The organism is Saccharospirillum salsuginis, from assembly GCF_014651855.1.
GTDB lineage: Bacteria > Pseudomonadota > Gammaproteobacteria > Pseudomonadales > Natronospirillaceae > Saccharospirillum > Saccharospirillum salsuginis.
The window spans coordinates 63312-83902 of record NZ_BMXR01000015.1 but is presented as its reverse complement, the minus strand read 5'-3'; the positions used below and the strand labels follow the sequence as shown (position 1 = coordinate 83902).

The window sequence follows — 20591 nt, the reverse complement described above, 5'->3', positions numbered from 1 at the left end:
GTGAGCATGTCTGCATTAACCGTGACACGGGAGCAGGGCATCGCGACCCTGACACTGAACCGGCCGGAGGTGCGCAACGCCTTCGGTGCGGAACTGATTGCCGAATTGACCGAAACCGTTGCCGAATGTGACCTCGATCCCGAGGTGCGCGTTCTGGTGTTGCGCGCGGAGGGCAAGCATTTCAGCGCCGGCGCGGACCTGAACTGGATGCGGTCGATGAAGGACCTGTCCCAGGCCGAAAACAAGGTCGACGCCCGCAAGCTGGCGAACCTGCTGGAAGTTCTGGACGGCTGCCAGAAACCGTTGGTCGGTGTTTGCCAGGGTGCGGCCATGGGGGGCGGTGTCGGCCTGCTGGCGTGTTGCGACATCGTGCTCGCAACCGATAACGCCTTTTTCGCATTGAGCGAGGTCCGTATCGGCCTGAGCCCGGCGACGATCTCGCCTTACGTCATCCGCGCCATCGGCGCGCGCCAGGCACGGCGCTATTTCGTCAGTGCCGAACCCTTCGACGCTCAGCGGGCGCAAGCGATGGGGCTGGTCCACGAAGTGGTCGCCACGGACGACCTGGACGCCACACTCGACACCTTGCTTGAGACATTGCGCGCGGGCGGACCCGAAGCCCAGCAGGCGGCCAAACAACTGGTTAAGGACGTCAGCCTGGCGCCCATCGATACCACGCTGATGGAGCAACTGGCCGAACGCATCGCCGCGCAACGTGTCGGCGACGAAGGGCAGGAGGGCCTGGCGGCTTTCCTGGACAAACGGACACCGGCCTGGGTGAAATCCTCATGACCATTCGACGATTATTGATCGCCAACCGGGGCGAGATTGCCGTGCGCATCATTCGCACGGCGCGCGAACTCGGCATCGAAACCGTGGCCGTGTATTCCGAGGCCGATCACCAGGCCTTGCACGTGCGTGAGGCTGACAGGGCCGTGTGCCTGGGTGCGCCGCCGGCGAGTCAAAGCTACCTGAATACCCGGGCGCTGCTGGACGCCATCGCCGACAGCGAGGCCGATGCCCTGCATCCCGGCTACGGCTTCCTGTCCGAGGATGCCGACTTCGCCCAGAAGGTGATCGACGCCGGATGCATCTGGGTCGGTCCGCCGCCCTCGGCGATGCGCGCCATGGCGTCCAAGGCCGCCGCCAAACAGACACTGGAACCGCGCGGCGTACCGATGATTCCCGGCTACCACGGCGACGACCAGAGCGACAAGACCCTGATCGCCAAGGCTCAGTCCATCGGCTTCCCCTTGCTGGTGAAAGCCTCCGCCGGTGGCGGCGGCAAGGGTATGCGGGTAGTCCACGGCAACGACGATCTGCCCGATGCCATCTCGGCCGCACGTCGCGAGGCCAAGAACGCTTTTGGCGACGATCGACTGTTGCTGGAACGCTACCTGGTCAAACCGCGTCACGTCGAGGTGCAGGTCATCGCCGACCAGCACGGCACCGTCGAGCATCTGTTCGAGCGTGACTGCTCGTTGCAGCGCCGACACCAGAAAGTGGTCGAGGAAGCGCCCGCGCCGGAAATGCCGCAGGCCACCCGCAAAGCCATGTGGGACGCCGCCGTCACCGCGGCCGAGAGCATCGGTTACGTCGGTGCCGGCACGGTGGAATTCATTCTCGACGCCAGCGGCGACTTTTTCTTCCTGGAAATGAACACCCGCCTGCAGGTTGAACACCCGGTCACCGAATGCATCACCGGGCTCGACCTGGTCGCCTGGCAGTTGCGTGTCGCCGCGGGCGAACCGCTGGCGCTCGACAAACCCGAACAACCGAAGGGCCATGCGTTCGAGGTCCGGCTCTATGCCGAAGACCCGGACCAGCAATTCCGCCCCACCACCGGTCACTTGAAGGATGTGCTCTGGCCCGAGGGCGTGGGTATTCGAGTGGATGCGGGGGTCGATGCAAATACCGAGGTCTCACCGTTTTACGACCCGATGCTCGCCAAACTGATCGTCCACGGCGACACCCGCGAGGAAGCATTGGCACGCCTGAACCGGGCGCTGGCCGATGTGCGTCTGGCCGGGCTCGCCACCAACCTGTATTTCCTGCGTCGACTGTGCCGCGCCGACGACCTGGCGACGTTCAAGGTGCATACCCACTGGATCGAGGACCATGCCGAACTTTGGCACGGTGGCCAGGAATCCCCGGCGTGTTGGGCCGCCCTGACCGCGAGCGTCGCGCAACAAGATCGCACACGCGACGACCGTGATCCCTGGCGGCGGTTCACCGGCTGGCGGCGCTTTCAGCAACGCCGCTGGCTGTACAGCCTGAGTGAAGCCGAGGCCTGCATTGTCACCGAACACCAGGGCCACTGGCAGGCCCGCTGCGGAAACCAGAGTCTCAGTGTGTACGATGTGAGCTGGACCGAATTCCACCACGGTCGGGGTCGCCTGACCGCCCGTCACGACAACGACCGCGTCAAGCTCGACGCCTGGGTCACTGACACCGGCATCGAACTGGACGACGGTCGGGCCCGCCAGGCGCTGACCTGGTGGCGCGCCGAACAGGCGCATGAGGAACAGGCCAGCGATGGTCGCGTCACCGCCCTGATGCCCGGCACCGTAACCGCCCTGCACGTCGAGGCGGGCAAACGGGTGGAGAAAGGCGACAAGATCCTGTCGATGGAAGCCATGAAAATGGAAACCACCCTGACCGCGCCGGTCTCCGGCACATTGGCGCAAAGCTCGTTGCAGGTCGGCGACCGGGTGCAGGACGGGCAGGTGCTGTTCGTCATCGAAGCGGAGGATGAGGCATGAGCCGAGAGCCTGTGAACCTGGTCGAGGTCGGCCCCCGCGACGGCCTGCAGAACGAAAGCCGGCCGCTGGATGTCGAGCGTCGCGTCGAATTGATTCATCGCCTGGTCGACGCCGGCCTGACCACCGTCGAAGCCGGCAGTTTCGTCTCGCCCAAATGGGTGCCGCAAATGGCCGACACCGATCAGGTCCTCGATCGACTCGACCTCGATGCCGGTATTCATTACCCCGTCCTGGTGCCCAATCAGAAGGGGCTCGACGCGGCCCTGTCGGCCGGTGCGAAAGACATCGCCATTTTCGGTGCCGCCAGCGAGAGTTTCAGCAAGAAGAACATCAATTGCAGCATCGAGGAAAGCCTCGACCGCTTCCGCCCGGTCGCCGAACAGGCACTGGGGAATGGCATGCGTGTACGCGGCTACGTCAGCTGCCTGGTCGCCTGCCCTTACGAAGGGCGTATCGAGCCGAATCAGGTCGTGCCCGTTGTACGTGCGATGTTTGAGATGGGCTGCTACGAAGTCTCCCTCGGCGACACCATCGGCCGAGGCACCCCGAAACAGATTCATGCGGTGTTGGATGCACTGTTGAGTGAATTCAAACCCGAGCAGCTCGCATTGCATTGCCACGATACCTACGGCATGGCCATCGCCAATATTGTCGCCGGGTTGGAGAAGGGCATTCGCACTTTCGACGCCAGCGTCGGCGGCGCCGGTGGATGCCCGTACGCACCCGGGGCGAGTGGTAATGTGGCCACGGAAGATGTGGTGTACTTGTTGGAGAGTGAAGGGTTCGAGACGGGTGTGGATGTAGAGGCGTTGGTTGAGACAGGGAAATGGTTGTTTGGTGAACTGGACAAAATGCCGCCGTCGAAGGTGAACCAGGCCTATCAGTCGTAGGGTGGGCACTGCCCACCATGGGAGAACAACCAACCGGTGAATCCCATGTGTGGCAAGCGAGGTCATTGAGGCCACATGAACATGGTGGGCGGCCGAGGCGTCGGACCGACCCACCCTACTGGGTTCGCGGCACCGTAAACCAACTCCAACACCATGCTCCAAAAAAACAAACCGGGGTTCGACTGCCAAAAGCGGACGAACCCTCTAAGCTGAAAGCAAAGCCCGTCCAAAAGACGGACAACAACAACGACCACAGGAATGGGACCTATGAGTAAAAGCATCCACAAGCCCGGCTTTATCCTGGGTGATGCCCTCGATATCCCCACCTTCAAAGTCCTCAAGCAGGACGGCACGCTGTACAAAGGGGCGGTTGAGCCGGACTGGAGCGAAGACTTTGCCCTCAAGCTCTACGACGATCTGGTGTTCATCCGCGTGCTGGATGAACGCATGATCGGTGCCCAACGCCAGGGCCGGATTCCGTTCTACCTGGCGAGTCTGGGCGAGGAGGCCGCGAGTGTCGGCAGCGTCGCCGCGCTCAAGCCCCAGGACATGATCTTCGCCCAATACCGCGAACAGGGTGCGCTTCGCTATCGCGGTTTCGACGTCGACCAGTTCATGAACCAGTGCTTCTCGAACGAGAAGGACCTGGGCAAGGGCCGACAGATGCCGATTCACTACGGCAGCAAGGCGTTGAACTACAACACCATCTCCTCGCCGCTCGGCACCCAGATTCCGCAGGCCGCCGGCTACGCCTACGGCCAGAAACTCGACGGGCTCGATGCCTGCACCATCTGTTACTTCGGCGAGGGCGCGGCGAGCGAAGGCGATTTCCACGCCGGCCTGAACATGGCCGCGACCCTGCACAGCCCGACGATCTTCCTGTGTCGCAACAACGGCTACGCCATTTCCACTCCGGCGGCCGAGCAATTCTACGGCGACGGTGTCGCCTCGCGCGGCATCGGTTACGGCATCGCCACGATGCGCGTCGACGGCAATGACCTGCTGGCCGTTCACGCCGCCACCGTGGCCGCCCGCGAGCACGCCCTGACCGAGAACGCGCCGGTGCTGATCGAGGCGATGAGCTACCGGCTCGGCGCGCACTCGACCTCGGACGACCCGACCGGTTATCGCTCGAAAGACGAGGAAGCCAAGTGGGCCAAGAAAGACCCGATCCTGCGCTACAAGCACTGGCTCACCCACAAAGGCTGGTGGGACGACGAAAAGGAAAAGGCGCTCTACGCCCGTCACCGCGAGAACATACTGAAGGCGCTGAAGGAAGCCGAGAAACGGCCGGTGCCGGTGATCGACGAACTCATCAACGACGTTTACGACGTCCCGACCCCGCAGTTGCAGCAGCAACTGAAACAACTGAAAGCCCACATTCGCAAATATCCGGACAAGTATCCGAAGACGGCCGGGAGGTTGGACTGATGAGTCAGATGAATCTGTTGCAGGCGATCAACAACGCCCTCGACACCGCCATGGCGGCGGACAAAAAAGTGGTCAGTTTCGGTGAAGACGTCGGTCACTTCGGTGGCGTGTTCCGCGCCACCAGTCACCTGCAGGAACGTTATGGACGCGACCGGTGTTTCAACACGCCGCTGACCGAACAGGGCATCATCGGTTTCGCCAACGGTCTGGCCTCGCAAGGCCACAAACCGGTCGCGGAAATCCAGTTCGGCGATTACATCTTCCCGGCTTTCGACCAGATCGTGAACGAGACCGCCAAGTTCCGTTACCGCAGCGGCAACGAATTCAATGTCGGCGGTCTGACCATACGTACGCCCTACGGCGGCGGCATTCGCGGCGGGCATTATCACAGCCAGAGCCCGGAAGCCTATTTCGCGCACACGCCCGGTTTGAAAATCGTCGTGCCGCGCAATCCGCATCAGGCCAAGGGGTTGTTGCTGGCCTCCATTCGCGACGACAACCCGGTGCTGTTCTTCGAACCCAAACGCTTGTACCGCGCCTCGGTCGGCGAGGTCCCGGACGAGGATTACGAACTGCCGCTGGGCAGCGCCGAGATCGTCCGCGAAGGGCAAGACATTACCCTGCTGGCCTGGGGCGCCCAGATGGAAGTGCTCAACGAAGCCGCACAGATGGCGGAAAAGGACGGCGTCGATTGCGAGATCATCGACCTGCGCTCCATCCTGCCGTGGGACGTCGACACCGTGGTCGAGTCCGTGAAGAAAACCGGCCGCTTGCTGGTCAGCCACGAGGCCCCGGTCACCAACGGTTTCGGTGCGGAAATCAGCGCCACCGTGCAGGAGCAGGCTTTCCTCTATCTGGAAGCGCCGGTGACCCGCGTGTGCGGCATGGACGTGCCGTACCCGCTCTCGCACGAAGTCGAATACCATCCGGACGCCACCAAGGTGTTTGAAGCCATCAAAGCGACATTGCATTACTGAGGAGCCGGTCATGAGCGAAGATTTTATCCTGCCGGACATCGGCGAGGGCATTGTCGAATGCGAACTCGTTGAATGGCTGGTCGAAGAGGGCGACTGGGTGGAAGAAGATCAGCCGGTGGCCGACGTCCAAACCGACAAGGCGCTGGTGCAGATTCCCGCCAAACAGGCCGGTCGCATCGTCAAACGCTATGTCGAACAGGGCGACATCGCCAAGGTGCATTCACCGTTGTTCGCGTTGGACGCGGAAGACAGCGACGCGGTGTCTAATCTGGAGACGTCCGATCCGGAACCGGAACAAAAACCGGCACCAAAGCCGGCCGCTGAATCGACCGATTCCGGTTCCGGCGAATACGAGGAGGATTTTATCCTGCCGGACATCGGTGAAGGCATCGTCGAATGCGAACTGGTGGAATGGCTGGTGGAAGAGGGCGACACTATTGTGGAAGACCAGCCGGTCGCCGACGTCCAGACCGACAAAGCGCTGGTGCAGATCCCCGCCAAACACGCCGGCCGCGTCGTCAAACGCTATGTCGAGCAGAGCGAGATCGCCAAGGTGCACGCGCCACTGTTTCGCATGGCCCTGGCCGATGGTAACGGCAGTGGCCACCCGGCGCCGGCCGTGGCACCACCGCGCGAACCGGAACCGGTCGAACAGACCCGGCAACAGGTCGCCAGCACCGACAGCAACCGTCGCAAGGTGCTGGCCACGCCCGCCGTGCGTCGCCTGGCGCGGGAACACGAGGTCGAACTGAGCCAGGTGCCCGCCTCCGGCAAGAACGGTCGCGTTCTGAAGGAAGACATGCTGCGCTTCCTGGGCGAACTGGAAGCGGCACCGACCGAGGCCAGACCGGGCACCAAACCGGAACCGGTGCAACCCAAAGCGGCCACCGCCCGGGGCGAGGTCGAGGTGATTCCGATCAAGGGCGTCCGTGCCGCCATGGGGCGCCAGATGACCCACTCGGTGCAGACCATTCCGCACTTTACCTACGCCGAGGAAATCGACATCACGGCCCTCAACCGGATGCGGCGCACCCTGAATAAACGACTGGAGAGCGAAGGCCTCAAGCTGACCATGATGAGCCTGCTCATCAAGAGCCTGTCGGTCGCGCTGAAACGCCACCCGATCGTCAACAGCCACATGAGCGACGGCGCGGACGAAATCCACCAACATGCCGACCACAACATCGGCATGGCCGTGGATTCGCCGATGGGCCTGCTGGTGCCGAACATCAAGGGCGTGAACCAGCTCAGCCTGAAAGATGTCGCCGGTGAAGTGAAACGCCTGACCGACTCCGGCCGCGCCGGTCGTCTGAGCCCGGACGACATGAAAGGCGGCACCATCACCATCTCCAACATCGGCGCGATTGGCGGCACCGTCACCACGCCGATCATCAACAGCCCGGAAGTCGCCATCGTCGGCATCGGTCGCCTGCAACGGCTGCCGCGCCCGAACGCCAACGACGAACTGGAAATCCGCGACATCATTCAGGTCAGTTGGTCCGGCGACCACCGCGTGTTGGACGGCGGCACCATCGCCCGTTTCAACAACGACTGGAAGGCCTTGCTGGAACAGCCGGACGAAATGCTGCTCTGGATGGTTTAACCGGAAGTACCCGCCCCTCTTCTCCTGGAGAGGGGCTCTTCTTGCCCAACCTTGCCTTTCTCTAATTCCCCACTAAAATACACCAATAGTATGATAAAGCGTGCATGAGTGGGGTGCATCATGGCGACCATCCGCAAGACCATCACTTTGACTCAACAACAGGACGAGTGGATTAAATCCAAAATCGTGGCTGGCCAGTTTACAAACGACAGTGAATACATCCGTGACCTGGTGCGCCGCGACCAAGAGCGTAACAACGACATCGAGGCGATCAGGGCGGCCCTGATCGAAGCCGAAAGCAGGGAAACCAGTCACCGGACAGCCGAAGACATCCGGCAGACGGTTAAGGAACGTTTAAAGCGGGATGGCCAGTTATAAACTCAACAAACTTGCTGAAGAAGACCTCGAACGGTTGTATGAAACCGGTATTCTCACTTTCGGATTGATGCAGGCCGATCAGTATTTCGATGGCTTGATCGACCGACTTGAGGATATCGCAGCCCATCCATACCGTTTTCAAAGTGTGGATTTCATTCGCTCCGGCTACCGCAGGAGTATCTATGGCAGCCATGCGATTTATTTTCGAGTGATCGGAGACGATGTCCTGATCGCAAGAATACTCGGGCGACAACATCCCCAAACAGCACTTCGCGGCTAACGGATCCAAGTATCCCCGACTCGCCAGGCCCTGTATTACATTTCTTAACAACCAATCTCCACCACCTTGCTAACCTGAACCCTGTTCACCGCCAGAGCTGTTGTGGCCGGAAGCCTGTATCCCAACAAGAACAATGCAGGAGGCTCAGGGTGTCGCATCATCTGCTGTTCGTCGTCCACGGCATGGGCAAGCACCCGCCGGGTTGGTCCGAATCGGTCCGCCATGTCTTGCGTCAGCGATACCAGTCGCTGGAACGCAGCCAGTTGTGGCCGTGGGAATCCGGTTTTCGGGTTGTGGAAATTCACTACGACGACATCTTCGAAGAGCTGCGCGAGCAATGGAAGCTGGGGGCGACCAACCTGGAAGCTCAACTGACCCAGGCGGGTCTGCAAAAATCCGCCCTGACCCGTATTCAGGACATGCTGGCGACCTTCGGCTCGGACCATTTCATCTCCACTCATGTACTCGATGTGGTGATGTACCGGTTTTTCGCCACCGTGCGCGAAGCCGTGAAAGCCCGTGTCGGGAAACAGATTACCGAAGCGTTGGCCTCCTTGCCGACGGACGGCAAATGGTCCCTCATCGCGCATTCATTGGGTACGGCTGTAACGCACGATACCCTGCATGCCCTGGCCACAGCCAACGGCGCACCGCGCCGATCCATCCGACCGGCCTACTGCCTGATGATGCTGGCCAACGTCAGCCGGACCCTGCAGACGGACGTCAAAGCCTACGACTCCCAGGTGCGTCCGGTCATGCCCGGCCAGTCGGGCGTGCTGCAATACTTCCTGGACATCCACCACAAATGGGATCCGATTCCCGCCTTCTGGCCCTTCCAGCCGCACGACGAATGGCCCGACCCCGAAACCCGGATGGCCGGACGCTTTCGGGAAATCGCGCTCAATGCCATTTCCGAACCCAATGTGCACGGCTTCGAACACTACCTGCGCGACCCGGCCTGCTTCGTGCCGCTGTTCCGCCGCCTGACCATGCCGGAACTGATTTCCCCGGAGGAAGCCTCGACGCTCACCGTGGAATACCTGCGCACCAACCGGCAGACCGACTTCGATCAACTGCGCCGACGTCTGGAAAAGTCCTTCGTCAAACGGTCCGGCAACCATGCCGACCTGGTGCGCCTGCTGATCCATTACTACGAGGTGGTCGGTCATGATTAAACGCGGCCTGCTGCTGTTGCTCTTCGTCTGGGCGCCGCTCACCCTGGCCGATGAATGCGGCGACATCGAAGCCAACCTGATGTCGCAACAGAATAACGAACTGCGGATATTGCTGCTCGGCCGTATGGTCGACGCCGGCTGTCTGGGGGGCACCCAGGACGACTGGCCGTTCGCCGCCACGCTTGAAGACCGCATTCATGAACTGCGGCTGGAGCCCGCCAAGGTCAAACAACGCTATCTGCGCGACTGGCTCGAACAACTGGCCCGCCGCGCCGACCAGCGCCGCCTGGACGCGGCCAACGCCAACATCGAGACGGCTTTCGAGCGCCTCGCCGCCACACTGCGAGACACCGCCGATACCCTGGGCGAACCCGGTGCCCGCCTGACCGACCCGACCCATTGGCGCCCGAACGACAGTCTGAACACCCCGGCCCTCGATGTCACCGTGAAGGCCACCTTCATCGAAGTACCCTGCGCCGAATCCCCCGTCATGTGCGAAGCGGCTTTGAACAACGCCATGACCTGGCTCGCGATCAGCTCGGCGACCTCCCGCGTGTTGCTGACGGACATCCGCGCCAGCGAACTCGACCTCGCCGACGAACTGACGCTCCTCGACAACCAGTGGAACGCCTACTTCACCCGGGCCCGCCCGCAAATGCCCTGGGAACTGGCGATCAACGCCTGGCTCTACGACCGTCGCAAGGCGGACGACTACTGCTCGTCCGAAGGCGGTTTCTGCGGCCCGCCCGCACACCAATGGATCGTGCTGCACCCGGACATCGCCCTCGAATACCTTGACGATAACCCCGAAGGCAGCCGCGTCGCCCCTGCCGTCACTCTGGAAGTGCTCGGCTATCACCGCTGGAACTGGGATGGCGCCACGATGACCTGGCCCATCGGCGCGTCTCTTGTCGCCAGCCTTTCCGACCGCGCCGACACCGACCCGCTGGGCATCGGCGCCCTGTTCCACTGGAATACACGCTGGAGCATCGGTATCGTCCGGCACGATGATGAAACCGGCGTTCTGATCGGTCTGAACCTGCTCCCCGGCGCCCAAAGCGACCCTAAAACACTGCGCAGCCGCTTCTGAACCCGGGCAAACTTCCAACCGGCCCTCCGGCAAGCTACCATCCGAGCCACCGAACAAGTTCCCTCTCCCACTGGGAGAGGGCTAGGGAGAGGGACTCTCTAAAACACTCCATTGAACGCGACCGCCTCAAAATGACCGACGATTTCATCACCGATACCCCGCAGATCGAACCCATCCCGACCTGGAGTACACAGCTCTATCTGTGCTCCAACCCCAGCCATGCCCTGATTGCCGAACCGGTGAAACAGGCTATCTACGAACACCACAACCGGTCAGTAATCGAGGTCGCAAGCCAGGTCGCCCAAACCGCCAAGCACGGCCTGCACGAAAGCGAACTGGATTTCCTGGATACGGACCATCCGGACATCGAATTCCTCAACCAGACCCTGAGTGACCTGATCCTCACCATCGCCTCCGAAGCCAATGCCCACAACTGGCCCGAGGACGCGGAAGCCGAAGCCTTCATCACCGAGAGCTGGTACCACATCACCCGCCAGGGCGGCTACCACGACGCGCACAGCCACCCGAACTGCTCCTGGTGCGGCATCTACTATCTGGACGCGGGTGACGAAGACTTTGAACGGCGCAGCGGCGTCAACCGCTTCTACGACCCGCGCGTGAACGCCGGGCACTATCTGGATGCGGGGTCGGAGTATCTGAATCAGTCGGGGGTGTGGGACATCGCGCCGGAAACCGGCAAGGTGATCGTGTTTCCGTCGTACCTGACCCACTCGGCCCTGCCATACTTCGGCGACAAGGATCGCGTGGTGATCGCGTTCAATGCGCAGGTGCACTTCATCGATTAGCCATAGGCACATTCGTACCGCTTTCAAACGGCATTAAACTGAACCGGCGCCGATGTATACCCGGTGACACGCCTTCCAAACGCCGAAACAGTCGCCGGAAAAATGCCGGTTCCTCATAGCCCACCGCCCAGGCAATGTCTTCCACCGGCTGTCGGGTCTGTTCAAGCAGTCGTTTGGCTTCGTCGATGCGCAGCATCTGGACATATCGAATCGGCGAGTACCCCGTCGCATTTAAAAACCGACGCTTGAAATGACGCGCCGACAGGTTAGACCGGTCGACCATTGTCTCCACCGGGGACGGACAGGTCAGGTTGTCCGCGATCCAATGCTGGGCGCGGGCCACGACCGCATCGCCGTGATCGAAACGGGGGATGAAGACACGGTACGGCGCCATTCCGTCGAGGTGCGCGTTCAAGGCATGAAATTTGGCAACGGCCTGAGCCGCCGCCGCTCCCAGATGCTGGGCGATCAGCCATAGCACCAGATCCTGCCAGGCGAAAGCCGCGCCGGACAGAACCAACTGACGGCGCTCCCCTTCAATGATTAGTGTTTTGTCCAGCGCAAGATGGATGTCCGGGAAAAGGCGACGAAAGGTGTCGGCGAGCGCCCAGTGTGTGGTGGCCGTCCGACCGTCGAGCAAGCCGGTCTCGGCCAGCAACAGGGCTCCGGAACAAGCCGAACAAAGCTGGGCGCCATTGTCGTGCATGCGTTGCATCCAGGCTATCACCTGGGGATACCGGCCGGTTCGCCAATTGCCGTTATCCGGCAGGGAAAGGGGTGGAACGATGACGATGTCGGTATGGGTCACCTCGTCCACACAGTGTGCCCCGTCCAGCGAAAGACCGCCGCCCAGATCCAGAGGGCCACGCCCCGGCGTCACGATGTCCAGCGAAAAGGGGTTTCGAATATTCAGGGAAGGATCCACCAGGCTGAGAGGCGCGAACTCACCGAACACTTCACGCAGGCCGGCCAGGGTGCCCGGAGAAGCCTCCGGCACAGCCACCAGACTGATGCGTTGGACAGGCTCATTCTGCGGCATAGCCTTCTCCACCAGATGGGATCGAGCGTCAGTCGACCCTGTTGCGAGTCCGGCCTGTACCCATCGCCATCACTCGCCCCGTCACAAATGAACCGGTTTGCACCGATTCGGCTCTCCAAGTTAGCAGCGATCCCCTGAACAATAAAGACAACCATAAACGGATGGGGAGATGATGTTATGAGCATTGATCAGGCAAAACAGGAACAATTCGTCAATCATGCCATGGGCGATATCAAGGGAGGATTCATGATGCTCATGGCCCACCTTGGTGACCGGCTTGGACTGTTCAGGGCACTCTCGCAGCGGCCGATGACCAGCCGGGAATTGGCGAGCGAGCGGAACTTGCAGGAACGCTATGTCCGGGAATGGTTATCCGCCATGACGTGCGGGGGTTATCTGGAATACGACTCCGATGCGGATACCTTTGTCATTCCACCCGAACACGCCGCAGTCCTGTCGGTCCCGAAAAGCCCGGTGTTTTTTGGAGGGATGTATCAACAGATGCAGGGGCTGTGGAACATCATGCCGGAGCTGAAAGAGCGGTTCAGCACGGGCGGTGGCTTGAATCTGGATGCGTACGGGCAGGACTGGTGGGACGGTATGGAGCGGGTCACCGCCGCCTGGACCGAGAACTTCATGCTGCAGGAATGGATTCCCCAGGCGGACCTTCAAAAGACTCTGGACGGTGGCGCTCATGTCGCCGACATCGGTTGCGGTAAAGGGCGCGCCCTGATTAAGCTCGCGCAGGCTTATCCCGATGTTACGGGAGTGGGTTACGACCTTTCCGACAGCAATCTGGCGGGGGCACGGCGTCTGGCCCAGGAGGCCGGTGTCGACGATCGCATCCGGTTCGAAAAGCACGACGTTCACGACGGCCTGCCGGAAACTTTCGATGCCATCCTGACGTTCGATGCCGTCCACGATTTCAAGGACCCTCAACAGGCTTTTCGACTGATTCACCGGGCCTTGCGCGATGGCGGTGCCTACCTGCTGGTGGAGTACCGGGTCGGCGAACGACTGGAGGAAAACCTCGGTCCCATCGGTGCCGTGTTTTACTCGTTGAGCGTAAGCTACTGCATGACCACCTCTCTTGCCATGGAGGGACAAGGGCTGGGTACATGCGGACTGCCCGAAGACACCGTTCGCGAAATGGCCGATCGGGCCGGCTTTGCAGAACTGACGACATTGCCTTTCGAACATCCGTTCAACAAGGTGTATGTGGCCAGAAAAGCCGCCTGATGGCTTAATCGGCGCAGTGAACCGAACTGCATCGCATCCAGGTCGATCGGGATCGGTTTGGTGCGCCGACCATACGCCGTTTCATTGTTTCAGGCATCCCGTGCGTTTGACCCACTCAAGCAGCCTGTTCCTTTCGCCGCCCTTGAAATATCCGCCTCGATCATTATATTAGAAAAAACTAATAAATGATTCGAGGTCACGATGCAATACACTGAAAAGTTTCAACGCATGGCCGATGCCGCTCGTGCGCGTGTGGAGGAAGTCCAGCCCGACCAGGTAGATGAGCGTTTGGCATCTGGCGCCATAGCCCTCGATATCCGAGACAAGGAAGAGCACGATCAGGATCACATCGAAGGCTCGATGAACATCAGCCGGGGAAAGCTTGAAATGGTCGTCGAAGGCAAAATACCGGACCTGGATACAGAGATTCTTTGCTACTGCAACGCCTACAATCGAGGCTCCCTGTCGGCCGCAACTCTGAAAGATATGGGTTATCGCAACGCCAAAGTCATTGCCGGTGGATTGAAGGCGTATCGCAAGCTGGCATAGTGCTTATTGATATGGAATCCAAGGCTTACTGAGTAACCATGGTGCTATCCCTGAGGAGTTGACCCTCTCCCCCGGCCCCTCTCCCTGAGGGAGAGGGGAGGTACTGTGGCAGGCAGTTGTAGGTTGAGGCTCGCTCCGTCACACACCCTATTCGACGTTCTTTTCCAGATAGGCCCGCCGTTTCAGGGTAAACAAGTCTCTACGCCGGTCTTTCAGATTGGTTACCGATCCTTCGTTGCGCACGATCTTCAGGCGGTTGAAGTCCAGATCCGAGAAGAAAATCATCTCGGTATTCGGCGTTGTCTCGTTCAGTACGGCGTCGTGCGGGAAGGCGAAGTCCGAGGGGCTGAACACGGCGGACTGGGCGTACTGGATGTCGAGGTTTTCGATCGAGGGCAGGTTGCCGACACTGCCGCAGATGACGACATAACATTCGTTTTCGATGGCACGCGCCTGGGAACAGTGGCGCACGCGCAGGTAACCGTTCTTGGTGTCGGTCCAGAACGGAACGAAGAGGATGTCCATGTCGTCGTCGGCGAGCAATCGGCTGATCTCGGGGAATTCGACATCGTAGCAGATCAGCATGCCGATGCGGCCGGCGTCGGTCTCGAACACGGCCAGTTCGTGGCCGCCTTCGATCACCCAGTCGCGGCGTTCCTGCGGGGTGATGTGCAGCTTGGCCTGGTGTTCGAGGGTGCCGTCGCGGCGGAACAGGTAGGCGACGTTGTAGATCATGCCGTCCCGACCCTCTTCGATCATCGAACCGCCGATGATATTGATGTTGTAGCTCACCGCCATGCGGCTCAGCTCGGTCTTGAACCGCTCGGTGTGAGTGGCCAGGTAGCGGATGGCGGCCACCTGGTCGGATTGGTCGGTCAGGCCCATCAGCGGGGCATTGAACAGCTCGGGGAAGACGGCGAAGTCGCTCTGGTAGTCCGACAGTGCGTCGACGAAGTACTCAATCTGCTGAAGCACGCCCTCCACGGATTCGAATTCGCGCATTTGCCATTGCACGGCGCCCACCCGGGCCTGGGTGCGAGTGTTTTCCAGTACGCGGTCGGCGGGCTCGTAGAGGATATTGTTCCACTCCAGCAGAGTGGCGAAACCCTGGGATTTCTCATCCTCGGGCAGGTATTTGCGCATCAGGCGCTTGACCTGAAAATCGTTGGCGAGCTGGAACGACAGAATCGGGTCGTGAATTTCCTTGCGCCGCACCTGATCGATGTATTCGGTCGGTGTTAACTCATCGGAGTATTGGTAGTAATTCGGAATGCGTCCGCCGGCGAGGATGGCGCGCAGGTTCATCGAGCGGCACAGGTCCTTGCGGGTGTCGTACAGTCGCCGGCCAAGGCGGTGGCCGCGATAGTCGGGGTCGATCAGAACATCCAGGCCGTAGAGGGCGTCTCCGTTCTTGTCGTTGAGGATGATCTCGCGCTGGCCGATTAGGTCGTCGTATTTGTGCGGGTTGGAGAAGGTGGTGTAGTCCACCAGCAGGCTCAGAGCCACCCCCACCAGTTCGCCGTCGTCGTCGATGGCGATCTGGCCGTCGGGGAACTCGTCCACCAGCCGCGCGATGGTGCGTTTGGGCCAGGCGCCGCCGATGTCGTCGTAAATGCGGTCCATCAGGCGTTTGAGTTGCGGGTAGTCGTCCACTTCCAGGTTGCGGAGGTGGAGGTGCAGGTCGTCTGTGTTCATGGTGTCTCTCCTGGCCATGCCGCCGTTCTCATCAGTTAAGCCGGTGTGCGGCCGCATTGTCGATACAGTTTACAGATTAGAATCAGGTTTGGTGTAACTCGTTGATTTTCAATGGGTAGTTTTTAGGCATAAGCAATGCATGGCAAGAGTAGGCGGCGTGTCGCCGCATGGAGGAAACGCCATGACGATCTGGATGCGATTGCTTTTTGTGTCTTTTCTGGCATCGTTCGGCGGTGCCCAAGCGACCCTGTTGAATGTTCAGGGGGAATTCACCATTGGTATCGCGGACAGTCCATTGCCGGACATCGGTGTGTTCAGCGGTTCTTTTTCGTTTACCTACGATGATGCCGGCGTCAGCGATACAGGGTTCACCACCGAGATCGGCATCGAGTTGGATTCATTGAACCTGAGCCCTAATTACGGTGGTTTTGACACTTCGAATACCTACGGGTCCATTCAGTTTCTGGATGGAAGTCTCGACCATGTCCTGTTATCGACCATCAGCGGGGATCCTCTCGATGATCTGCTGACCGTTATCAGTGGTACGGACGACTTTATCATCAGCTATTATCAGTCCACGACGCTGAACGATTTCGCCATCGCCAATGCCGATAGCTTTTTACTGATCGACGAAGGCAGTGGCTACCCTTATTCAGGCAGTATCTGGGTTACAGCTCCGGTTCCGGAACCTGCGTCGCTCGGTTTGCTGGTTGTCATGTTGGTGGTCTTGGGGGGCATGCGGTTGGCGCGCGTGCCACGGGTACGTGGCTCTTCGATGGTACAGAAAGGGTTTGCGATTACCTGACTGAGTGGATGAAGTGGGTAGGCAGTCACCGTTCCCGGGGAAAGGGCGACTGCTTGGCAAAGCGGTCGTTACAAGGTGGCGGCTGCTTTGTGGCTTTGGTGGTGCGCACTGACGTGGCGAAGGAATTCCATCGTTTCCTTCGATGATATGTGTTTGTTCCCGTGCTTGCGCAGGCGCTCGGTACCTGTGAAGGAAACAATATCCCCCAGGCTCACCATGCCGGACAACTGGCTGGACTGATTGATCACGGGCAGGCGCCTGACTTCATGTTGTTCCATCAACTCCAGTGCTTGCTGTACGGTGTCGTCCGGTCCGCAGCAATACAGTTCCCGGCCGTTGGTTATCTCCTCGCCGCGAATCTCCCAGAGCGGGCGGTGCTGCAGCGCCGCGCCCATGGCGATGTCCCGGTCGGTTACGATACCCACCGGGTGGTTGTTCTCATCGACCAGAGGTATGGCTCCGCAGTCGCTGTTCCACATCAGCATTGCGATGTCCTGCAGGGATGTTTGCGGCGAACAGCTGGCCACGTCGGTAACCATCACGTCGTTGACGTTCATTTGGAAATCTCCTGTTCCTGATGCGTTGCGTTCATATGAATGCCGACAGGAATAGGCCCTTGCGACATCGGGTTCTGCACACTTCATCGGGCTGGTTTTCCTAAAGGCGGCGCCAGGCGGGGATCCGCGGCGCCAACGTCAGTATGGGCTCAGGTCAGGGGTTCGTCCATGAATCTTATCGAACAGTTCACTGTTAGAAAACAGGGCACCGAACGGACCAGGTGTCGGGGGTCAGCCAAAGGGTTTTACTCCAATCAGCCATTCGTGCAGTACGAGTGCGAACACACCGTAGAACACCAAACCGACTATGACGGCGATGAGATCGCGGGTGCCACTGACGGCCGGGCGGGTCACGCCTTCGGCGCGGTCGCGGCGACGAGCGATGGCGTAGTAGAGGATGGCCCAGCCCAGAAAGCCGCCGAACAGCAGGATGTCGGCGACGGTGCCGTTGCTGACCAGGTGGGCGAACGCCCAGGTTTTTGTGGCCAGGACCATGGGATGGCCCAGTCTGGCTTTCATGTGGGTGCCAGGCACATAGGCTGCGACGAGCAGGATAAAGGCCGGAATCAGTAGCAGAGCGGCAATGTGGCGGGTCCATACCGGCGGTACCCACACCCAGGTCGGCGTGTAGCGCACTTCGCCGTAACCCCAGATTATCAGTACGAACCCGACAAGGGAGATGACGCTGTACAGGCCTTTCCAGGGGTTGAGCCCCATGGACTGGACAGCGCTCTCCCGCACACCGGGAGCCAGAGTGCGTGTCGAGTGAATGCCGAGAAACAGGACAAGACCGAGGATCAGGATGGCCATGATGACTCCTTGTTATCGCGAAGGTCGAAGCTTCCCAGATTAGAGCACCGATTGAACGCTGTATATGGCCTTAAGTCAGGTTAGACAGGCACTCTGCAGCCTGTTTTCCGGATATCAGTCGTTTTTCTCTTCGACGCGTCCGTCGGCATGGCGGGCAAAAACGACCCCGGTGCCGTTCATGAACCTGATCAGTGCGTTGCCGAGCCACCCACAGTAGGAGGCTGGCAAGGATCCAGATCAGCGAACCCGGACCGGCCTTGTCGTCGCTTCCAAGCCGGTCGCCATCGTCTGTATTGCCGGGCTGGGACGATGAGGAATCCCCTGCGTCACCGGAATCTCCCGAACCGGTATCCGAACCCTCCGTGTTACTCGTCAGACCGAGCCAGTCGGATACAGCCGCCGCGCTGTCGTGGGTGTCGTTGTAGGCAGTCAGTCGGTATCTGTAGCGTTCTTCGAGTACCGGAGTGGTGTCCTGGTAGGTCGTGGTGTCCGCCGGCAGGGCGTCGGCCAGGGTCTGCCAGATATCCATGCCTTCTCGCAGTCGTTCCAGACGCAGCCCCGTCTCGAACGCGTCAATGTCGGTCCAGCTGAGGTGAATGCTGTCTTCGGTGGCATCCGCGACAAAGTCGGTCCGGCTTTGTGGGGGCGTCTCGTTTTCGAGGGTGACCTGGTTGGATCCCTGATCCGCATCGGCGGGCAGCGCCTGCACCTGGTATTGGTAGCGGGTGTCGAACGCAACCGTGGTGTCCGTAAAGGTCTGGCTGTCGGCGGGCAGTGCGTCGGTGAGGACCGTCCAGCCGGTACTGCCGTCCAGGCGCCGACGGACGGCATAACCGGTTTCCGCCCGGGCCGGGTCGGTCCAGTTCAACACGATGTCGGCACCGGTCACCGCCGCGGCCAGGTCGACGGGTTGACTCAGGGTGTCGACCGTAACTTCGGTGGTGATCCGGTTGTTATCGGTGCGGGTCTCCCTGAGATCACCGGTACTTTGCTGGATCGATACCTCGTGCGTTAAGCGGGCCGGGTCCGCGGTGGCGGTGGCTTCCAGATTGAGGGTCAGGGGCGAGACCGGGTCGGCCAGGGTGCAGGTGTAGCCGGTGAGGTCCTCGCTGAGGGTGCAGGCTTGGTCGGACAGCAGGACCCGGTCGAGCCGGCCGTCATCCGGATCGATGCCCCCGGTGACGGTTAGGCTGTCGGCGGTGAGATACGCGTGCTCAAGGTCGATGCGATAGTGAAGGTTGAAGGGCACCTTGGCGATGACGGTAGTCGGGTTGGTTGCCTCGGCTTCGATGGTGGCGTCGGCCGGAAAGTTGAAACAGGCCTGGGGCGAACTCAGGCTGTTGATCTCGGTGCGCATCTCGGTTTGTGAACAGCTCGAAAACCCCTGGTTGTAGGCGGCGTCATCCAGATAGGACGACATCACAAAGCCGTTGCCACAGCTGCTGTTGTCGTGGTTCGCGCCGAAGTTGTGGCCGAGTTCGTGTGTAACCGTCAGTGCGGTCAATGGCATGTCGTTGCCGACGATCTGGGTGGTGCCGACCCCATAGGCCCGGCTGCACAGAACGCCGACGAAGGCGATGCCCACTGTGCTGCCGTCGAAATCGCGTCCGGTCACCACGTGCAGCAACGACTGGTCGTTTTTCAGGAAATCCAGGTCGGACCGGTTGGTCTGAATCGCGTTCAGAAAGCCATCCGAGTCGGTGGTGGTGCTGAACAGCTCCGTATTCGGGAACTCGATCGTCAGGGCATCGAACCCGATGTCGAGGGCGTTTTTGTAGTAACCTTCGACCATGTTCAGAATCGACAGAGCCTGGTCCGAGTGAGTATCGGGGTAGCGTTGCTGAAAGGCGCTGTCGAACACCAGTTCCAGTTCGGACAGCATGCACTGACCGTCGACCTGGCGCTCGCAGAGTGTGTCGTAGTCGAGCGAGGACGCGCGCGGCAACGCCAGGGCGGAACGCGATGCCTGCAGATGTTCGTGCCCCTCCACGCCGCAACTGGCCGGGGTGTCCCCCAGGGCTTCATGGACGCTGCGGCTTTGCAGCCGCTGGCCCGGTTCGCCCACCACTTGTACCTGGCCGTTCAGGAACACCAGACCGGTCCAGTTTCCGTCGATGTTCGACAGCCGTACCCAGCTGTCGGGGCTTTCGAGTAGATAACCGTCGTAGTGTTGCCCGCTCACCAATGCCTGGTGTTGTCCCAGAGCCGAAGGCAGGGAGGTACGAGCGGTCAGCAAGGCGTGGTAGGGGAAACCGTCGATGACGATTTCCCGTGTCAGAAGCGGGCTGGCGGACACCAGGGACGACAGCGATGTGGCCAGCAGTACGATGAGGGCGAAACAATAACGCATCCGGGGACGGCTCGATTAAACAGAACGTCCTTGGGAGGATAAGAGAACGCGACATTCTCCGCCTTAGTACATTGCCCTAAATGTGAAGTCGCGCACCCATCCTGGCCCGAGCCCTGAACGGACCCGGACCGGGAACGGCGATACCTGACGGCGAG

19 protein-coding genes are annotated in these 20591 nt (G+C 60.6%); 14 read left to right on the top strand and 5 right to left on the bottom strand.

What is annotated here, in order from left to right:
- Positions 1–6: 6 nt before the first annotated feature.
- The 11 genes from IE111_RS22080 to IE111_RS22030 all read left to right on the top strand — a co-directional run bounded on the left by IE111_RS22080 (position 7) and on the right by IE111_RS22030 (position 11392).
- The gene (locus IE111_RS22080) at positions 7–792 is read left to right on the top strand and encodes an enoyl-CoA hydratase/isomerase family protein (protein ID WP_189612978.1); all 786 of its coding nucleotides are present in this window, start codon (positions 7–9) and stop codon (positions 790–792) included.
- Entirely contained in the window at positions 789–2762 is a 1974-nt protein-coding gene (locus tag IE111_RS22075) for an acetyl/propionyl/methylcrotonyl-CoA carboxylase subunit alpha (RefSeq protein ID WP_189612975.1), read from the top strand. The genes IE111_RS22080 and IE111_RS22075 overlap by 4 nt, the downstream gene beginning before the upstream one ends.
- Complete coding sequence (locus tag IE111_RS22070; protein WP_189612973.1) at positions 2759–3652, top strand: hydroxymethylglutaryl-CoA lyase; 894 nt, start codon at positions 2759–2761, stop codon at positions 3650–3652. Before IE111_RS22075 ends, IE111_RS22070 begins: the two co-directional genes overlap by 4 nt.
- 267 nt (positions 3653–3919) lie before the next feature.
- A complete protein-coding gene (locus IE111_RS22065; RefSeq protein WP_189612971.1) occupies positions 3920–5083 on the top strand; it encodes a thiamine pyrophosphate-dependent dehydrogenase E1 component subunit alpha in 1164 nt (387 codons plus the stop codon).
- A complete protein-coding gene (locus IE111_RS22060; RefSeq protein ID WP_189612970.1) occupies positions 5083–6060 on the top strand; it encodes an alpha-ketoacid dehydrogenase subunit beta in 978 nt (325 codons plus the stop codon). Before IE111_RS22065 ends, IE111_RS22060 begins: the two co-directional genes overlap by 1 nt.
- Before the next feature lie 10 nt (positions 6061–6070).
- The gene (locus IE111_RS22055; RefSeq protein ID WP_189612968.1) at positions 6071–7663 is read left to right on the top strand and encodes a dihydrolipoyllysine-residue acetyltransferase; all 1593 of its coding nucleotides are present in this window, start codon (positions 6071–6073) and stop codon (positions 7661–7663) included.
- A 120-nt stretch (positions 7664–7783) separates the two neighbouring features.
- Entirely contained in the window at positions 7784–8041 is a 258-nt protein-coding gene (locus IE111_RS22050) for a type II toxin-antitoxin system ParD family antitoxin (RefSeq protein ID WP_189612966.1), read from the top strand.
- Positions 8028–8321: a type II toxin-antitoxin system RelE/ParE family toxin gene (locus tag IE111_RS22045; RefSeq protein WP_189612964.1), complete on the top strand. Its 294-nt coding sequence runs from the start codon at positions 8028–8030 to the stop codon at positions 8319–8321. Before IE111_RS22050 ends, IE111_RS22045 begins: the two co-directional genes overlap by 14 nt.
- 149 nt (positions 8322–8470) lie before the next feature.
- Positions 8471–9496, top strand: a complete 1026-nt coding sequence (locus tag IE111_RS22040) for a hypothetical protein (protein ID WP_189612961.1) — start codon at positions 8471–8473, stop codon at positions 9494–9496.
- Entirely contained in the window at positions 9489–10586 is a 1098-nt protein-coding gene (locus IE111_RS22035; RefSeq protein ID WP_189612959.1) for a hypothetical protein, read from the top strand. The genes IE111_RS22040 and IE111_RS22035 overlap by 8 nt, the downstream gene beginning before the upstream one ends.
- 131 nt (positions 10587–10717) lie before the next feature.
- A complete protein-coding gene (locus IE111_RS22030; RefSeq protein ID WP_189612957.1) occupies positions 10718–11392 on the top strand; it encodes a TIGR02466 family protein in 675 nt (224 codons plus the stop codon).
- On the opposite strand, the gene IE111_RS22025 is transcribed toward IE111_RS22030, so the two are convergent.
- Positions 11382–12431, bottom strand: a complete 1050-nt coding sequence (locus IE111_RS22025; protein WP_189612956.1) for a GlxA family transcriptional regulator — start codon at positions 12429–12431, stop codon at positions 11382–11384. The genes IE111_RS22030 and IE111_RS22025 overlap by 11 nt on opposite strands.
- A 177-nt stretch (positions 12432–12608) precedes the next feature.
- Between IE111_RS22025 and IE111_RS22020 the strand changes: the two genes are divergently transcribed.
- The gene (locus IE111_RS22020; protein WP_189612954.1) at positions 12609–13670 is read left to right on the top strand and encodes an SAM-dependent methyltransferase; all 1062 of its coding nucleotides are present in this window, start codon (positions 12609–12611) and stop codon (positions 13668–13670) included.
- Positions 13671–13871: 201 nt separating this feature from the next.
- On the top strand, positions 13872–14219 hold the full coding sequence (locus IE111_RS22015) for a rhodanese-like domain-containing protein (RefSeq protein WP_189612952.1): 348 nt from the start codon (positions 13872–13874) through the stop codon (positions 14217–14219).
- Between the two features lie 147 nt (positions 14220–14366).
- Here the strand turns inward: IE111_RS22015 and IE111_RS22010 are convergent, their stop codons facing one another.
- Positions 14367–15914: a bifunctional GNAT family N-acetyltransferase/carbon-nitrogen hydrolase family protein gene (locus IE111_RS22010; RefSeq protein WP_189612950.1), complete on the bottom strand. Its 1548-nt coding sequence runs from the start codon at positions 15912–15914 to the stop codon at positions 14367–14369.
- A gap of 181 nt (positions 15915–16095) precedes the next feature.
- On the opposite strand from IE111_RS22010, the gene IE111_RS22005 reads away from it, so the two are divergent.
- Positions 16096–16719, top strand: a complete 624-nt coding sequence (locus IE111_RS22005; protein WP_189612948.1) for a hypothetical protein — start codon at positions 16096–16098, stop codon at positions 16717–16719.
- 68 nt (positions 16720–16787) lie between these two features.
- Here the strand turns inward: IE111_RS22005 and IE111_RS22000 are convergent, their stop codons facing one another.
- The 3 genes from IE111_RS22000 to IE111_RS21990 form a co-directional block, all read right to left on the bottom strand.
- Positions 16788–17276 carry a CBS domain-containing protein gene (locus tag IE111_RS22000; protein ID WP_189612946.1) on the bottom strand — a complete coding sequence of 163 codons (489 nt, stop codon included), beginning with the start codon at positions 17274–17276 and terminating at the stop codon, positions 16788–16790.
- A gap of 231 nt (positions 17277–17507) precedes the next feature.
- Positions 17508–18086, bottom strand: a complete 579-nt coding sequence (locus tag IE111_RS21995; protein ID WP_189612944.1) for an NnrU family protein — start codon at positions 18084–18086, stop codon at positions 17508–17510.
- Between the two features lie 70 nt (positions 18087–18156).
- The gene (locus tag IE111_RS21990; RefSeq protein ID WP_189612942.1) at positions 18157–20436 is read right to left on the bottom strand and encodes a zinc-dependent metalloprotease family protein; all 2280 of its coding nucleotides are present in this window, start codon (positions 20434–20436) and stop codon (positions 18157–18159) included.
- Positions 20437–20591: the final 155 nt, after the last annotated feature.

What these genes read in the sequence shown, in the direction of transcription:
- IE111_RS22080 (WP_189612978.1), top strand. Translation starts at nt 7, where the DNA reads ATGTCTGCATTAACCGTGACACGGGAGCAGGGCATCGCGACCCTGACA.
- IE111_RS22075 (WP_189612975.1), top strand. Translation starts at nt 789, where the DNA reads ATGACCATTCGACGATTATTGATCGCCAACCGGGGCGAGATTGCCGTG.
- IE111_RS22070 (WP_189612973.1), top strand. Translation starts at nt 2,759, where the DNA reads ATGAGCCGAGAGCCTGTGAACCTGGTCGAGGTCGGCCCCCGCGACGGC.
- IE111_RS22065 (WP_189612971.1), top strand. Translation starts at nt 3,920, where the DNA reads ATGAGTAAAAGCATCCACAAGCCCGGCTTTATCCTGGGTGATGCCCTC.
- IE111_RS22060 (WP_189612970.1), top strand. Translation starts at nt 5,083, where the DNA reads ATGAGTCAGATGAATCTGTTGCAGGCGATCAACAACGCCCTCGACACC.
- IE111_RS22055 (WP_189612968.1), top strand. Translation starts at nt 6,071, where the DNA reads ATGAGCGAAGATTTTATCCTGCCGGACATCGGCGAGGGCATTGTCGAA.
- IE111_RS22050 (WP_189612966.1), top strand. Translation starts at nt 7,784, where the DNA reads ATGGCGACCATCCGCAAGACCATCACTTTGACTCAACAACAGGACGAG.
- IE111_RS22045 (WP_189612964.1), top strand. Translation starts at nt 8,028, where the DNA reads ATGGCCAGTTATAAACTCAACAAACTTGCTGAAGAAGACCTCGAACGG.
- IE111_RS22035 (WP_189612959.1), top strand. Translation starts at nt 9,489, where the DNA reads ATGATTAAACGCGGCCTGCTGCTGTTGCTCTTCGTCTGGGCGCCGCTC.
- IE111_RS22030 (WP_189612957.1), top strand. Translation starts at nt 10,718, where the DNA reads ATGACCGACGATTTCATCACCGATACCCCGCAGATCGAACCCATCCCG.
- IE111_RS22025 (WP_189612956.1), bottom strand. Translation starts at nt 12,431, where the DNA reads ATGCCGCAGAATGAGCCTGTCCAACGCATCAGTCTGGTGGCTGTGCCG.
- IE111_RS22020 (WP_189612954.1), top strand. Translation starts at nt 12,609, where the DNA reads ATGAGCATTGATCAGGCAAAACAGGAACAATTCGTCAATCATGCCATG.
- IE111_RS22015 (WP_189612952.1), top strand. Translation starts at nt 13,872, where the DNA reads ATGCAATACACTGAAAAGTTTCAACGCATGGCCGATGCCGCTCGTGCG.
- IE111_RS22010 (WP_189612950.1), bottom strand. Translation starts at nt 15,914, where the DNA reads ATGAACACAGACGACCTGCACCTCCACCTCCGCAACCTGGAAGTGGAC.
- IE111_RS22005 (WP_189612948.1), top strand. Translation starts at nt 16,096, where the DNA reads ATGACGATCTGGATGCGATTGCTTTTTGTGTCTTTTCTGGCATCGTTC.
- IE111_RS22000 (WP_189612946.1), bottom strand. Translation starts at nt 17,276, where the DNA reads ATGAACGTCAACGACGTGATGGTTACCGACGTGGCCAGCTGTTCGCCG.
- IE111_RS21995 (WP_189612944.1), bottom strand. Translation starts at nt 18,086, where the DNA reads ATGGCCATCCTGATCCTCGGTCTTGTCCTGTTTCTCGGCATTCACTCG.
- IE111_RS21990 (WP_189612942.1), bottom strand. Translation starts at nt 20,436, where the DNA reads ATGCGTTATTGTTTCGCCCTCATCGTACTGCTGGCCACATCGCTGTCG.